This is a genomic window from Glutamicibacter sp. FBE19 (assembly GCF_015524875.1).
Classification (GTDB): Bacteria; Actinomycetota; Actinomycetes; order Actinomycetales; family Micrococcaceae; genus Glutamicibacter; species Glutamicibacter halophytocola.
Genome location: NZ_JACKQN010000005.1, coordinates 140229 through 154587 on the forward strand (window position 1 = coordinate 140229; position 14359 = coordinate 154587).

The 14359-nt window shown below is 59.9% G+C and carries 13 protein-coding genes and 1 pseudogene; 8 read left to right on the forward strand and 6 right to left on the reverse strand.

Annotated elements, in window-relative coordinates; genetic code table 11:
• Window position 1: 1 nt before the first annotated feature.
• The 5 genes and pseudogenes from H6F58_RS10455 to rdgB all read left to right on the forward strand — a co-directional run bounded on the left by H6F58_RS10455 (window position 2) and on the right by rdgB (window position 4005).
• Complete coding sequence (locus H6F58_RS10455; RefSeq protein ID WP_171919673.1) at window positions 2-580, forward strand: DUF2017 domain-containing protein; 579 nt, start codon at window positions 2-4, stop codon at window positions 578-580.
• Between the two features lie 3 nt (window positions 581-583).
• On the forward strand, window positions 584-1507 hold the full coding sequence (gene murI, locus H6F58_RS10460) for a glutamate racemase (protein WP_060701310.1): 924 nt from the start codon (window positions 584-586) through the stop codon (window positions 1505-1507).
• A pseudogene (locus tag H6F58_RS10465) lies at window positions 1504-2298 on the forward strand (MBL fold metallo-hydrolase); the annotation flags it as partial. The gene murI and the pseudogene H6F58_RS10465, both read left to right, overlap by 4 nt.
• Before the next feature lie 340 nt (window positions 2299-2638).
• The gene (gene rph / locus H6F58_RS10470) at window positions 2639-3373 is read left to right on the forward strand and encodes a ribonuclease PH (protein WP_060701312.1); all 735 of its coding nucleotides are present in this window, start codon (window positions 2639-2641) and stop codon (window positions 3371-3373) included.
• On the forward strand, window positions 3370-4005 hold the full coding sequence (rdgB, locus tag H6F58_RS10475; protein ID WP_146274885.1) for an RdgB/HAM1 family non-canonical purine NTP pyrophosphatase: 636 nt from the start codon (window positions 3370-3372) through the stop codon (window positions 4003-4005). The genes rph and rdgB overlap by 4 nt, the downstream gene beginning before the upstream one ends.
• A gap of 92 nt (window positions 4006-4097) precedes the next feature.
• Here the strand turns inward: rdgB and H6F58_RS10480 are convergent, their stop codons facing one another.
• Genes H6F58_RS10480 through H6F58_RS10490 form a run of 3 tightly spaced genes read right to left on the reverse strand, consistent with a single transcriptional unit; the run spans window position 4098 to window position 7229 of the window.
• Entirely contained in the window at window positions 4098-5834 is a 1737-nt protein-coding gene (locus H6F58_RS10480; protein WP_195181720.1) for a CotH kinase family protein, read from the reverse strand.
• A gap of 7 nt (window positions 5835-5841) precedes the next feature.
• Window positions 5842-6615, reverse strand: a complete 774-nt coding sequence (locus H6F58_RS10485; protein WP_146274887.1) for a polyphosphate polymerase domain-containing protein — start codon at window positions 6613-6615, stop codon at window positions 5842-5844.
• On the reverse strand, window positions 6612-7229 hold the full coding sequence (locus tag H6F58_RS10490) for a DUF4956 domain-containing protein (protein ID WP_146274888.1): 618 nt from the start codon (window positions 7227-7229) through the stop codon (window positions 6612-6614). The genes H6F58_RS10485 and H6F58_RS10490 overlap by 4 nt, the downstream gene beginning before the upstream one ends.
• A 327-nt stretch (window positions 7230-7556) precedes the next feature.
• Here H6F58_RS10490 and H6F58_RS10495 point away from each other — a divergent pair, with 327 nt between their 5' ends.
• The 3 genes from H6F58_RS10495 to H6F58_RS10505 are packed head-to-tail and all read left to right on the forward strand — an operon-like array spanning window position 7557 to window position 9552.
• Entirely contained in the window at window positions 7557-7916 is a 360-nt protein-coding gene (locus H6F58_RS10495; protein WP_146274889.1) for a GntR family transcriptional regulator, read from the forward strand.
• A gap of 29 nt (window positions 7917-7945) precedes the next feature.
• Window positions 7946-8860, forward strand: a complete 915-nt coding sequence (locus H6F58_RS10500; protein WP_195181721.1) for an ABC transporter ATP-binding protein — start codon at window positions 7946-7948, stop codon at window positions 8858-8860.
• Window positions 8861-8883: 23 nt separating this feature from the next.
• Complete coding sequence (locus tag H6F58_RS10505; protein WP_206693614.1) at window positions 8884-9552, forward strand: hypothetical protein; 669 nt, start codon at window positions 8884-8886, stop codon at window positions 9550-9552.
• 75 nt (window positions 9553-9627) lie between these two features.
• Here H6F58_RS10505 and H6F58_RS10510 read toward each other — a convergent pair whose 3' ends face one another.
• The 3 genes from H6F58_RS10510 to H6F58_RS10520 form a co-directional block, all read right to left on the reverse strand.
• Complete coding sequence (locus H6F58_RS10510; RefSeq protein WP_195181722.1) at window positions 9628-10269, reverse strand: TetR/AcrR family transcriptional regulator; 642 nt, start codon at window positions 10267-10269, stop codon at window positions 9628-9630.
• A 98-nt stretch (window positions 10270-10367) separates the two neighbouring features.
• Window positions 10368-12878, reverse strand: coding sequence for a glycoside hydrolase family 3 C-terminal domain-containing protein (locus H6F58_RS10515; protein WP_195181723.1), 2511 nt, complete (start codon window positions 12876-12878; stop codon window positions 10368-10370).
• A 5-nt stretch (window positions 12879-12883) separates the two neighbouring features.
• Window positions 12884-14197 (reverse strand): MFS transporter, encoded by a 1314-nt coding sequence (locus tag H6F58_RS10520; RefSeq protein WP_171919265.1) that lies wholly within the window; start codon window positions 14195-14197, stop codon window positions 12884-12886.
• Window positions 14198-14359: the final 162 nt, after the last annotated feature.

The following is a 14359-nucleotide window of genomic DNA, read 5'->3' on the forward strand; positions in this document are numbered from 1 at the left end:
CGTGGCCAAGGCCTTTAAAAACGGTGCCCACGGAATTACCGGCACCCTGCACTCGGCTGAGCGCAAATTGCTTCGCGAACTTTTCGGCGACGTGATCACCATGTTCGAAGAACGTGCCGAAGTGCATCGGCTGCCCGAGGACATCGACCCCTTGTACGCACTGACCGGGATGCGTCCCGAGTCGATGGACTTGCCTCCGGTCTCCGATCCGGCGCTGGCCAGGCTTCTGCCCGATGCCAGTGATGACCCGGTGGTGGCTGCAGAGCACCGGCGGCTGACCGAAGCGGACCTGATTGCGCAAAAAGCCGGCCGGCTGCGCGAGGCCCAGTTCCTCCTGGAAACCGACAAGATCGTATTGGACAAGGACAAGGCGCAGCGCTTTGCCCAGGCGTTGAACGATGTCCGGCTGGTTCTGGCCGAGCGCCTGGAGATCCGCGATGAGCAAGATGCCGCACGGGTTTCCCAGATGCTGGATGCCGCCGACGTTGAAACTCCCGAAGAGTACCTGGCCTTGGTCTACAACCTGGTTTCGTGGGTACAAGATACGTTGATGGGTGCACTGATGGATGCGGAGTCCTGATCGATGAATTCCTATTTTGCCACCGGCCAGGTTTCAGTTCCCGACTCCGATACGCCAATCGGCATTTTCGATTCCGGGGTCGGGGGATTGACCGTCGCCCGGGCGATTATCGACCAGCTGCCCGGCGAGTCGCTGATCTATGTGGGGGACACCGCTAATTCCCCCTATGGCCCGTTGCCTATTGCCCAGGTGCGGGCCAACGCCTTGGGCGTCATGGACGAATTGGTGGATGCCGGGGTGAAGCTGCTGGTGATCGCGTGCAATTCAGCTTCGGCCGCTGTGCTGCGCGATGCCCGTGAACGGTACACCGCCCGATACGGAATCCCGGTGGTGGAAGTCATCCAGCCGGCCGTGCGGCGTGCGGTGGCCGGCTCCAAGAATGGCAAGATCGGGATCATCGGCACGCAAGCCACGGTGGGCTCGCGCGCCTACGAAGACGCGTTTGCCGCCGCCCCGAACTTGCAGGTGACCTCGGTGGCGTGCCCGCGATTCGTGGAGTTCGTGGAATCCGGCATTACCGCGGGAGCAGAACTTCTGCAGATCGCCCAGGAGTACCTGGCGCCGTTGCAGGAAGCAGGCGTGGATACCCTGATTCTGGGATGCACCCACTATCCGCTGCTGACCGGCGTGATTTCCTATGTCATGGGCGATGGCGTCACTTTGGTTTCCAGTGCGGAAGAAACAGCGAAGGATGTTTTCCGCGCCTTGACGCGGCATTCGCTGGTGCGCGAAGACGGCATCGCGGCGCGTCATGAGTTCCTTGCCACAGGCAACGCTGATAGTTTTGGTGTACTGGCTCGCCGTTTCCTCGGACCCGAGGTGTTGCAGGTGCGCCACGTGGACCATGTGGCCGCCCACTACCCGACCGGCGCTATTGCGCGGATTACTCCGCAAATGATCGCCGCGTCGAAAGCGAGAAACGAATGAAGCTGACCATCATTGGATGCACCGGGTCGTTCCCGGGACCGGGCTCACCCGCGTCCTGCTACCTGGTGTCGGCCTTTGATGGCACGCGCGACTGGAAGATCCTCCTGGATCTGGGCTCCGGCGCGCTGGGTGTTCTGCAGCGCTACACGGATCTCAAGGACATCGATGGGATCATGATTTCCCATCTGCACCCGGACCACTGCATGGACCTTTGCGGCTTGCACGTTGCGATCCGCTGGGACCCGAACGGCTGGGGCCGCGACCGGATGCTGGTGCACGGTCCCGAAGCAACCGCAGACCGCATCGAAACTGCCTATTCCTTGCCCGATGGCGACACCATGGCCAAGGATTACGACTTCCAGGTGTGGCAGCCGAATAAGCCAGTGAAAATCGGTCCATTCACCATCACCCCATATCCGGTGCGCCACCCGATCGAAGAAGCCTACGCCTTGCGCGTGGAGGCCAGTGAACCCGGCCCGGACGGTGAGCTGCTGACCAGCGTGCTGACGTACTCGGGCGATACCGACACCTGTGATGGCCTGGTGGAAGCGGCCAAGGACGCCGACATGTTCCTCTGCGAGGCTGCCTTTGAAGAAGGCCGCGATGACCACATCGACGGGGTGCACCTGACCGGCAAGCGAGCCGGCGAGATGGCCACGGCCGCTGGGGTTGAACGCATGCTTTTGACCCACATTCCCGTCTGGACCGATATCAACAAGGTCGTCGAGGAAGCCAAGGGAACCTATGACGGCGGCATTGCCGTGGCGGTATCCGGCGTGACCTACGGCGTCTATTCGGGCAGCCTGAAGGAAGACAAGGACCCGGCCCTGTTCAAGGGGGAGCGCGGTACCGATTACCTCAAGACGCGTACCGGAACTTTGCCGACCATCTCCTATGAAAAAACGCGCAAGTTCCCGCTGCTCAAGCGCAAGAAGTAGAGATCCAGCAAAAGAACAGCGCCATTGAATCGGCAACTCGGATTCGAAGGCGCTGTTCTTGTGTTTCTGCACGGCACCATCGCACCAATTCCCGGAGGCTGGCGATGAAGCAGAGCGCCGGCGAGGTGCATTTCACCGTAATGCTGGGGCCATCTCGTGAAATTCTGGTCTCCAGCGTGGTTAGGATGGAACCATGACTTTACGCGCTGACGGCCGAGGAGCCGCGCAACTTCGAGACATCACCATCACCCGCGGCTGGTCCGCCCAGGCCGAAGGGTCTGCACTGATTGAATTTGGCAACACCCGGGTACTGTGCACCGCTTCCTTCACCGAAGGGGTGCCGCGCTGGCTCAAAGGCCAGGGCACCGGCTGGGTCACCGCCGAATACGCCATGCTGCCGCGTGCCACGAACACCCGCAACTCCCGCGAATCGGTCAAGGGCAAGCTGTCCGGACGCACCCACGAGATCTCGCGCCTTATTGGACGCTCGCTGCGCGCCGTGGTGGACACCAAGGCGCTGGGCGAAAACACCATTGTTCTTGACTGCGACGTGCTGCAGGCCGACGGCGGCACCCGTACCGCGGCAATCACCGGCGCCTATGTGGCATTGGCAGAATCCATTTCCTGGGCCCGTTCGCAGGGCATCGTGAAGGAAAACGCCAAGGTGCTCACCGACTCGGTCGCCGCCATCTCCGTCGGCATCATCGACGGCACCCCAATGCTTGACCTGCCGTACGAGGAAGACGTCCGCGCCGAGACCGACATGAACGTCGTGGTCACCGGTTCCGGCGACTTCGTCGAAGTACAGGGCACCGCCGAAGGCGTTCCATTCAAGCGCTCCGAACTGGATTCGCTGCTTGACCTTGCCCTGGGCGGAACCAACGAGCTGGCACAGATCCAGCGCGACACCTTGAAAAACGGCAAATGAGCCAGCCAGTTCTAGTTCTCGCTTCGCATAACCAGGGCAAGCTGCGTGAGCTTCGCGAATTGCTGCGCGGACAGGTGCCAGGCCTGGATGTCGACTCCCAGGTCATTGACGCGGCCACCGCGGGGGCCACGGATCCGGTCGAAGACCAGGTGACCTTCCAGGGCAACGCGCTGAAAAAGGCCCGTGAAATTGCCGCGTCCACCGGACTGGTTGCGCTCGCCGACGATTCTGGCTTGAGCGTCGACGTGCTCGGTGGCGCGCCGGGCATCTTCTCGGCTCGCTGGTCCGGGGTCCACGGAAATGACGAGGCAAATATCGACTTGCTGCTCGCGCAGCTTGGCGATATCGCCGCTGAGCATCGCGGGGCGCAGTTCGTCTGTGCCGCCGCCTTGGCGACCCCGGACGGCGGCGAGCACGTTGAGCTGGGCCAGGTCGAGGGACTGCTGCGTACCGAACGTGCCGGCGAGCATGGCTTCGGATATGACCCCATCTTTGAACCGGCCGGGGCTGGCAAGTCGATGGCAGAGCACACGCCGGAAGAGAAGAATGCGATCTCGCATCGCGCTCGGGCCTTCGCTGCCTTGCTGCCTGCGATCGTGGAGGCCGTGAGCAAGGCCTTGGAGAACAACTGATTTTCACCGCATAACGCCAGCTGGCACCTCCCCTCGTGGAAAGTGCCAGCTGGCGTTTGCCATGCCCGGCCAGGCTGCCGATCTGCCCGGTATCAGGAATTTGAAGTCGTTGAAGCGCCGGGCGTTGCTTCATCTTCTTCGGTCTTTGGAGCGGTAGAGGGCTGCTGGGAGCTCGGGGTGGATGACTGCGCTGAATCCGAGGTGAAATGCGAACGGATGGCGTCCGCTTCGCTGCTCACTGTTTCTGAATCAATCAGGTCGCTGGCTTCGTTGTTCAACAGCGTGGTCCACTTGTCGAGGATTTCCTCGGCGGTGCCGGATTCATAGAGCTTGTCTGCCAGTTCGGTCTTGGCAGCTTCATACTGTGCCTTGAAGTCTTCATCCGCCAGGAACCGGGTCACCAGCGGGTTGGATTTCCCGCCCATCGATTTGCCGCCGTTTTGGCCGCCTGCAGGATTGTCCTTGGTGGCCTGCGTCGTATCGCCGGTGGCTTTGGTGCCGTCCGCTGGATTCTGCTCTGGGGGAGCCATGGTCCCATCGGGCGCGCCGCCTTGGCCATTCATCCCAGGCCGCTGCCCTCCGCCGCCGAAGGACAGGCCTTCTGGCATCTCGCCCTTGGCCAGATCCTTCAGCACGTCGATCAATTCGGTTCCGTCTTCCAAAGCCATTTGCTCTGGGAGCTCGACGCCGTCCGGCACCGTCCCTGCCTCGATTTGCTTCTTGGCGTCGGCGAGCTTCAAGCCATCGGGCAACATGCTGGTGAGCAATGAATCGGCATCCATCTTGCCGGGCCCGCCCCCGTTGCCACCGCCCATTGGGCCGCCGCCGCCCATCCCGCCTGGGCCAGAGCCGAAGGAAAGGTTTTGATCCCATGCGACGACCGTCATCTTCTTCGTGGCTGCGTCATATCGCAGGAAGGAGTTGTTGCCCGGCCCGTCAATGTCATCGGTGTTAGACACCAGATCCTGCATGGCCAAGTACGTTGCGAACTGGCCGGTGTCCAGGTAGTCCGATAGCTTGCTGGAGAAATCTTCATCCGATGAGTTGTTCACAAAATCCAGGAACGTGGCCACCGGAGTGAGATCGTCCGCCCCGGATTCCACTTCAAAGGCAGTTTCGTAGTCGCTGGCTGCGTCTCCGCGGTAGGAGTAATCGCCATCGGCGTCGGCCTTGTAGGTGATGCCCTCGCCGTCAAAAGTCTCCTCGCTGTAAAGCTCATCGGAGGGGTTGTCTATGACCAGGCGCAGTTCGGCATCCGAACCGTTCAGCGAGAAGCGAGTGGCCGCCGCATGCTCGGTGGCGAGGCCCGCTTCGCCAAGAAGTTCAAGTGCCACGGCCTCATTCAGCGAGGATTCGCTGGAATTGGTCCTGATGACAAACTCTGTTCGTCCCGAATAGCTCTGGTTGGCTTCGAACTTGTCCAGCCGCAGAATCCACGGCAGCGATGCGGGATCCGATGATTCGTCAGCGCCGCGAAGAGTGGAGTTCCCCTTCAGCTTCATGCCCACGTTCTTGAATGTTGTCCCGTCAATGGTGACCTCGGCGGAAATCCAATCTTTGGTTCCGTCAGCCGCATAGGCCTTCAGCGCGGCGGTGATGTCGTCGGGTTCAGCGCTCACACTGATCTCATGCACGGAATCTGCGTTGAAGAATGCCGCCGTTTCGGTGCTGAGACTAGTATTCACGACACTCTGCGCCGATGCTGAATTGGTGCAACCGGCAAGAGCCAGTGCGGCAATGGACAAGGATGCGACGGCAGTCATGGCCCGTGGGGTTTTGAACCGGAATTGGCGCGGGGACTGCGCCCGGTGGCGGGGTGAGTCAATCATGATGCTCCTAAGGGTGCAGGGATACTGCGGTGGATAATTTGTGCTTGGTTGTCTTATGCCAGCGGTTGGCTGGAAGATGCTGGTGGATCAAGCTCATTCCGGTGGCAAATTTTGAGATCCGTGACGGCCGGATCTGGTGGCTCCAGAGCAGTTTGTCGGCTGGGCCAGCGTTCAAGGCCGACTTTGTTTCCACGATGATCTCGTCGCATTCGAGGCGGAACCCGGACTGCGGATCCGTCCAGATCAGGTTGTTGTCCACGGTGACGCGGCTATTCGATTGCGGCAGGTACAAGGTGGTGCGGGAGTAGGAGGAATCAATAACAGGGGTGAGTTCAGCCGGCGCTATGGGACAGCTCCCCAGCTCGTGCTCCAGGGTCTCGTGGATGTATTCCAGCGAATCTTTGCCCAGCGCACTGCGTGCCGCAAAGGGGTGTTCGATTCGTTCCTTCACCGTCTGTTCGCGCGCCCCCTCGGTTTTCACCTCCAGGTAGCACTGCTCGGTATCCATGTAGCTTCGGGTGCGAATCTTGAAGCGGCGCCGCCGGGGATGCGCGGCCAGGTGAAAGCTGGCCAGATCAGGGGTATCGAAGTAGACGGAGGTGTAATCCGATGCGCGGCGCCCTTCGATGGACAGGACCAGTGCTTGCTTCGCCAAGAGCGGGAGGACTTCCCTGGCCTGCTGCGCGGTGAGAATGTATTTGCGGTCGGTACGGGTTTGGAGCGCGGCGGCCGCATTGAGCTCGTTGAGGCTTATGGTTTCCAGCTGGTCGGTGAAATTCATCGTGTTTGCCCCGTCATGACTTCGTGGTTTTCGACGGTGCGTGATGATGGTTGTTCGATCAGGTCGATTCGTGGTGCGGAGAAACGAACCTTGACGATGGTCTTGTCATTGACAAGGTCCAGCTGCTGGACCACAGCCTGGTGAATCGTGGCTCCATTGAGGAGCAAGCCGAGGTAGGCATGGAGTTCTTCATCGTTGGCGATGGCCCGGTCCAGGATGACTTCCTGATGGCGGTAAGTAGGCAGGACCTTTGAATGGTCGGCTACGAGCATCGCGATCAGGATGAGGCCCACCAGTGCCAGGGGAAGCCAGATGGGCGTTGGACCCATGCCGGTGATCAAGCCGATGGCCAGGGCTGAGAAATAGTAGGCGATTTCGTGCTGTTCCAGCTCGGTCGAGCGCAGGCGGATGATGGAAAGAACTCCGAAAAGTCCCATGCCCAGTCCGGCGCTGACGGTGCTTCCGGCCAAGGCGGTCGCGACGGCGAACACCCCGATGTTGATTCCGATGTAGGACACAGCCAAATCCCTGCGTCGATGGCGGCGAAGGTAAAGACCAAAAGTAAGAATCAAAATGGCGGCGACGTCGGCGGCCGCAAAAAGCAAGATGTTCATGGAGTTCCTTGTAGTTCTTCGAAAAGGGGGCTGTCATAAGTCTTGAATTGATTGCTGTGCGGTTCGTAGGGCAACCTCATGTAGCAGCTAAGGGGCAGGTCAAACGCCACTCGTTGACAGGAAAAACCTTGCTTTCCGGGTGTTGAAAAGTGCGGAATAACGCGAATTTTCGACGTGATTTGGGAATTTGTATGCATTCATTATGAGAATGCCCAGAAAGCTAAGCCCTCAGCACTTGTGCTCCGCCGCCCTAGGTTCTATGGTTAGTTGCATGAGTAACTAACCCACTAACTTGAGTGGTGGGAGCGAACACGGAGAGGAGCCGGCGTGATCGATGATTCGAAACCGATTTTCATGCAGATCGCTGAGCTGATTGAGAACGACATCATCTCTGGTGTTCTAGCTGAAGAGGCGCAAGTGCCCTCCACCAACGAATTTGCGGCTTTCTATCGAATCAACCCAGCCACTGCAGCCAAGGGCATTAATCGACTGGTAGAAGACGGGCTGCTCTACAAGAAGCGGGGGATCGGCATGTTTGTGACCCAGGGTGCACCACAGCGGCTGCGCGGCGCGCGCCGTGAAAAGTTCCAGCAGCAATTCATTGCTCCACTTACCGCCGAGGCTTCCAAGCTCGGCATCGGCGTCGACGAACTGGTCGCCATGATCAAAACCGGTTCGGATACCTGAAACTTCATCACTAGGCAGGGAGGAACGGCATGACACAATCAACTGCAATCGCCACACGCGAGCTGACCAAGACCTACAAGGACGTCAGGGCGCTGGATAACATCAACCTGGATTTGGAAGCTCACCGGATCTACGGCCTGCTCGGGCGCAACGGCGCCGGCAAGACCACCCTGATGTCCATCTTGACCGGGCAGAACTATCCAGACCACGGCACCGCCCTGATCTTCGGGCATGAACCATTCGAGCATGATCCAACGCTCTCGCGCATCTGCTTCATCCGCGAATCCCAAAAGTACCCGGAGGACTTCAAGGTCCATCAGGCTTTCACCGCCGCGGCAATGTTCTTCGAGAACTGGGACGAGCAATTGGCGCAAAATCTGGTTCAGGACTTCGGGCTGCCGACCAAGCGCCGGATCAAGAAGCTCTCGCGGGGCCAGCTTTCCGCAGTGGGCGTCATCATCGGCATGGCCTCACGCGCCGAAATCACCTTTTTCGACGAACCATACCTCGGCTTGGATGCTGTGGCTCGGCAGGTCTTCTACGACCGCCTGGTTGAGGACTTTGCCGAATACCCGAGAACCATCGTGCTTTCCAGCCACCTGATCGACGAGGTCGCGAACCTGCTCGAACACGTCATCGTGATCGACAAAGGCCGGATCGTCATCGATGCCGACGCTGAAGACCTGCGCGGCGCGGCCGTGACGGTGACCGGCGAGGCGGCCAAGGTCCAAGAATTCATCGGCGCCGCTACGGTGCTGCATCGCGATGGACTCGGTGCGCTATCCAGTGTCACCATCAAAACCCAGCTGGATGCCGACAGGCGCGAACAGGCGAAACTCATGGGACTGGATTTGAGCCCGGTCTCGCTGCAGCAATTCGTGGTCCGCAGCGCCCTGAGCGAAACTGCCACGGCAACTGGCGAAAAGACGGAGGCCCGATCGTGAACCGCATTATCAAAGTGGCCCGAATGCAACTGATAAACAAGGCCACCTTCATCGGCATTCCGCTGCTGATCTTGGCCAGCGCCTTCCTGGTGACGCTGGCCATCTGGTGGCTGGTTCGTCGCAACGGTGGTGACGGCGTGCTCTATGGCGGAGGCGCCCAGGCTCCGATGTGGTACTTCCTCGCCCTGGGCATCCAGGCGCTGACCATGACCTTCCCGTTTTCTTTGGGGATGAGCATTTCGCGCCGGAGCTTCTATCTAGGCACCGTGGGCTTGTTTTCCGCCTGTGCCCTGGTTCTCTCGGTCTTCTACTACCTCATGGGGCTCGTGGAAACCGCCACCGGCGGCTGGGGAGTGGATGGAAGATTCTTCGCCCTGCAGTGGATCGCCGACAACAACTGGTTCGTGCAGATCATGTTCTACTTCGTGCTCATGATCCTGTTGTTCATGATGGGCTTCTTCTCAGCGACGATCTATTTGCGGTGGAAAACCATGGGCGTTCTCGTCCTGGTGGTCGGCCTGGCCTTGATTCTGCTCGCTGCCGCCACCGCGATCACCCTCAGTGGCAACTGGGTGCCGATTGGCCGCTGGATGGCATCGTTGACCGCAGGATCGGTGACGTTGCTGGGAACAGTGCTGGCCCTGGCACTCGGCAGCGGATCATATGCGACGTTGCGCAAGGCAATGGCTTGACCCGCACTTTGAACGACAATGACCCGGGAACTCGCTTCACAGGCGGGTTCCCGGGTCATTGTTCTTGGTTCTGCCCTAGGCCTTATAGCGCTCAAAAAGCGCCCCGGACAAAAGATCAAAGCTCTCAGCCATCGAGGTCATCGAATCATCGGAAAGGTATTGCAATTGCAGCCCGTCAAGGCAGGAGACCAGCACCCGGGCGATCAGGTCCTCCGGGGCATCCGCCCTTAGCACTCCATCTTTCTTGGCTTCCTGGCATGCTTGCCTGATCGTATCCATCGTCTGATGATGATGTTCCAAGAGCCATTGGCGTGCAGGATGATCCGGATTGGTCGCCTCGCTGGCCATGGTCGTGAAAAGCCGCATGAGCTGTTGTTGTGATTCATTGTGCCGAACCAGGCCGGTCAGCGCCGTAATGCGTTCCCAGCCGCTGCCGTTGGCTCCATCATTGGCTGCAAGCCAATTCGACGTATCAATGACATCCCGTCGCCGGAGGATCTCTGTCAGGAGTTCATCCTTGTCAGAAAAGTAGTGTGCCAAACCGGTCGGGCTCAGGCCGCTTTCACGGGCCACCATGGACATGCTCACCCCGTGATATCCGCGATCAACAAACAGATCGATGCTGCAGTTCAGAATATGATCACGCCGGGCCCCGGAATCAGCCCCCTTTGGCCGTCCACTTTTAGCGCTGGGATGTACCGACTTCGCCGCTGCCACCGGGTGTCCTTCCAAGAAAATTCACGAACTACTCTAGCTAAGCCTAAGGGGTGGCAACCATCGTTTCCGACAGCTGCCACCCTTGGCCCGGCGTGGTGCTAGCTTCGAATCGACAAGCGAACATCGCCGAGCGAACGTGCCAGCAAGAACGTTCCCCCGCCAAGTTCGACGAAGTTGCCCGCTTCCTCATCCCACGCGCGCATCATTCGAGGATCAATCTCCACGCTGACGCTCGCTTTCGCGCCGGGGCCAACCTGGATTCCCTGGTAGCCAACCAAGCGGACTGGCTGCGAAACATCATCGGGCTGGAAATACAGCTGCACGGTTTCCCGGCTGGAACGGCGGCCGGTATTTGTCAGTTCAACCCGCACCTGGTCGCCTTCACGCTGTGCGCCATGGTATTCCCACGTGGCGTATCCGAGGCCATGGCCAAACCAGAAGAGGGGAGCGGGAGCCATGCTCGCGGCGTATCCGCGGTAGCCGATGAAGGAACCCTCGGAGTAGCAAAGCGCAAGGTCCCCATCCACAGAAGTGCTCCATGCAGGGCTGGCAGCATCCTCCGCGGGATAGCTGGTGACCAGGCGGCCAGTGGGCTCGGCGACGCCGGTCAGGACTTCGGCTACTGCGTGCCCGCCTTCCTGTCCTGGCAAGCCAACAACCAGCACCGCATCAACCTGCTCCAGCCAGGGCATGAGAACCGGGGTTGCGGCGTTGACGACAACTACTGTGCGCTTGGCTGCCGCGGCTACTTGCCGCACCAGCTCGTCCTGCTCACCGGGCAGGCGCAGGGTGGTCTTGTCCGCGGCTTCGGTCTCGTCTTCTTCGGTGAGGCCGACGACGACCACCGCAGTATCGGCCTGACCTGCAGCCTGGGCGGCCGCAGCGATTAGCTGGTTTTCATCCACAGGAACGTCGGTGGCCACCAGGGCGAATTTTCCGAAGGAATCAAAGCCGGCCATATGCGATTCGGCGACCATGTTGTAGCGCGGATCTTCCAGCAAGCGGGCGGACCAGTCGGTATCTACCAGATCCACCGTCGCGGTAACAACTGATCCAGCGGCAACCTTGCAGATCTGCTCGAAGGCGGGCGGGCGCAGGATCGCTTCACCCGGATCATTGGTTGCGAACTCGCAGGAACGGTCCAGGGACACAACCGTGCCTTGTGCGTCCTGGTACTCCAGCGTCCAGCGTCCTGCACCCATCGCGCCAAGTCGTGCTGTTTCTATGGTGTCGGAGAGCTTTGCGCGAATGCGAAGCCGGGCGGGAATCTGGGATCCGTCATCGTCCCATCCGACGGTGATCTCGGCGAGATCGGAGTGGAATTTCTTGATGACCGACCCATCCTGGGCGAAGTAGGTGACTTCCATCCCGGCGGTTCCAGTGCCCGGGTCGGTGACCGATTCCGGGTCCACCGCAAGGGGCCGGCGGCGTGGCCACGGCCCATCTGCGACAGCCAGCCGGCTTCCGAGTAGCGCGCCGAGGCCATCTGCGATGCTGACCTGGTAAGGAGGGGTGACCTGGGCGGAACCGCCACCCATATTCTGCGTGGCCAGGGCGTGATGCCCGCTCAGTGCAACGGTGCCCGAGTCGAGGGGGAGCAGATCCGACTCGTTTTTCAGAAGCACCATTCCGCGGCTTGCGATTCGCTTGAGCTGCTCTGCACGCGCAGGATCGGTGGGGGATGGCATCTGCTGCTCGAAGGTCCGCAGCTGAGAGCGATCGGAGCTGAGCGCGCCGGTGCGTTCTGCCAACAAGAGCAGGCGGGCAAGGTGCTCGTCGATCGTTGATTCTGCTACTTCACCGCGGTTAACTGCCTCAACGAGGTGCTCTCCCCAAGGGCCGTCTCCGCCTGGCATCACCAGGTCAAGGCCGCCGTTGGCGGATTCGCTGGTGTGCTTGGTGGCATACCAATCGGACATGATCAGCCCGTCCCAGTCCCATTCGCCCTTCACGATTTGGTTCTGTACATGGTCTTGCTCGGTGGCCGGCACCCCGTTGACGTCGTTGTAGGCGGCCATCATCGAGTAGGGATGTGCATCCTGTACTGCAATTTCGAAGGGCGTGAGATATACCTCGCGCAGCGCGGTTTCGCTCAAGCTGGAACTCATGAAATTGCGCATCTCTTCGGATTCGTTGGCCACCAGATGCTTCAGGCAGGCTCCGGTGCCGGATGCTTGCATGCCATTGACATAATTCGCCGCGGTGCGGCCCGTGAGGTAGGGGTCTTCCGAGTAGCCTTCGAAAAGGCGTCCGCCCAAGGGCGTGCGATGCAAGTTGATGGTTGGTCCCAGAACCACGTGGATCTTTTGGCGGGCAGCTTCCTCGGAGAGGAGCACTCCGACTTCACGCGCGATATCGTCGTCCCATGAACCCGAGACCAAGGTGGCGTTCGGGAACAACGCGACCGGATCCCCGTAGAATTTCAATCCGCGAACACCGGTTGGCCCATCGGAGAAAGCCATTTCTGCCAGCCCGATGCTTTCGTTGCCCGGCAGGGTAAAGGCGGTTTCGCCACTGAGCAGCCGGACTTTCTCTGGCAAGCTCAGCTTGTCGATCAGCGGGCGATAGGTGTTGAGCAGATCCTGGGAGGAATGTGTCTTGAGCGTCATGGGGATTACTTCACTTTCTTTATGGGGAGGATGAGCAAGGCGCTGAGGAGCGCGGCAGCGGAGGCAACTACCAGCAGAAGCCCGAAGTTTGGCGACCCCGCTGAAGCGCCGGCGGCCAGCAGGAAACCACCAAGGTACGGGGCCAGTGATTGGGGTCCGGCGTTGGCGATGTTGAAGACGCCAAGGTCCTTGGCCGGGTTGTTGCGATCGGGCAGAACCGTGAGCACGAGGGCCATGTCGACTCCCATGTATATGCCGTTGGCAGCACCAAGGAGTGCTTCAACCGCATAGAACTCGCCTGGGGAATCAACGTGGAATAGCAAGTAGGTGCCGATTGCGAACAGGGTGGCCGACAAGGCAACGGGAAGCTTGCGGTGGCCAGTTTTATCAGACAGCCAGCCAACCAGATAGCCGATGGGCACCAGCAGGATCGTATAGATCAGCACGCCAGTGAATATCGTCTCCGCACCGGTGGCGTCATCCATGTCCATGCGCCCGGCAACAAAGGGCAGCCTGAACGTGGTGAAAAGGAAGGTTGCCAGCATCATCAAGAAGCGTTGCCACCACACCAGCGCGTAATACGGATGCTGTACCGGGCTGACCCAGAAGCTGCGAAGAATTTCCTTGATGTCGAGTTTCGGGGGCTCGGTATCCAGGACTTGATCGGGAAGGACCGCAGCGTAAATGATGATGCCCACGACACCGACAAGGCCCGGAACCATGAAGAGGGCACCCAGGTTCGCGGTGAACAACGTGGCAAACCAGATGCTGCCAAGGATTCCGACCTGCTGCATGATGCCAACTACTGCGGAGGTCCGTGCATACTGCTTTTCCGGGAGCTGATCGGCTAGCGTCGCCATGAAGGCGCTCAAGGCGGCGTTGGATCCGAGCTGGGTGATCAGCCAGCCAAGCATCAATGCGGGCGTATTGGTGCCGATGGAGATGACCCATAAGCCCAGCAGCATGACCAGGGACCCCAGTACCATCCAGGGACGCCGCCGGCCAAATCGGGAACGCGTTCGGTCAGAGAGCCTGCCGAAGAACACGTTGCCGATGACTGCGGCGATGGCGCCTGTTCCCAGGATGAAGCCGATCATCGATGTCTGGGCTACCGGGTCATCTTCCAGTGTGCCGACCTTGATGGCCATGGAGACCATGACCGGGCCCAAGAGGGCTACGAATAATGCGAACTGCGCGAAAGCCAGTGCAGCGACAAACCAGAATGATTTTTCGTCGGTTGGTTTTGTGCCAATGGGCAGCGGCGCGATACGGCTCGCGCCGATGCGGGGCATCAGGGTTTTGTGATTTGGAAACGACATTGTTTGCGACCTCGGGAGAGGAATCAAGATGTGATGTACATCAATAGAGAATAGGTGATAATCACTATTACAGCAAAAGCCTTGTTTGGCAATAGGTTTCACTGCAAAGTCCCGAAGGCCTGTTTGAACCAGGCGACGGGCCGGAGCGGCAGCGTTCGTGAA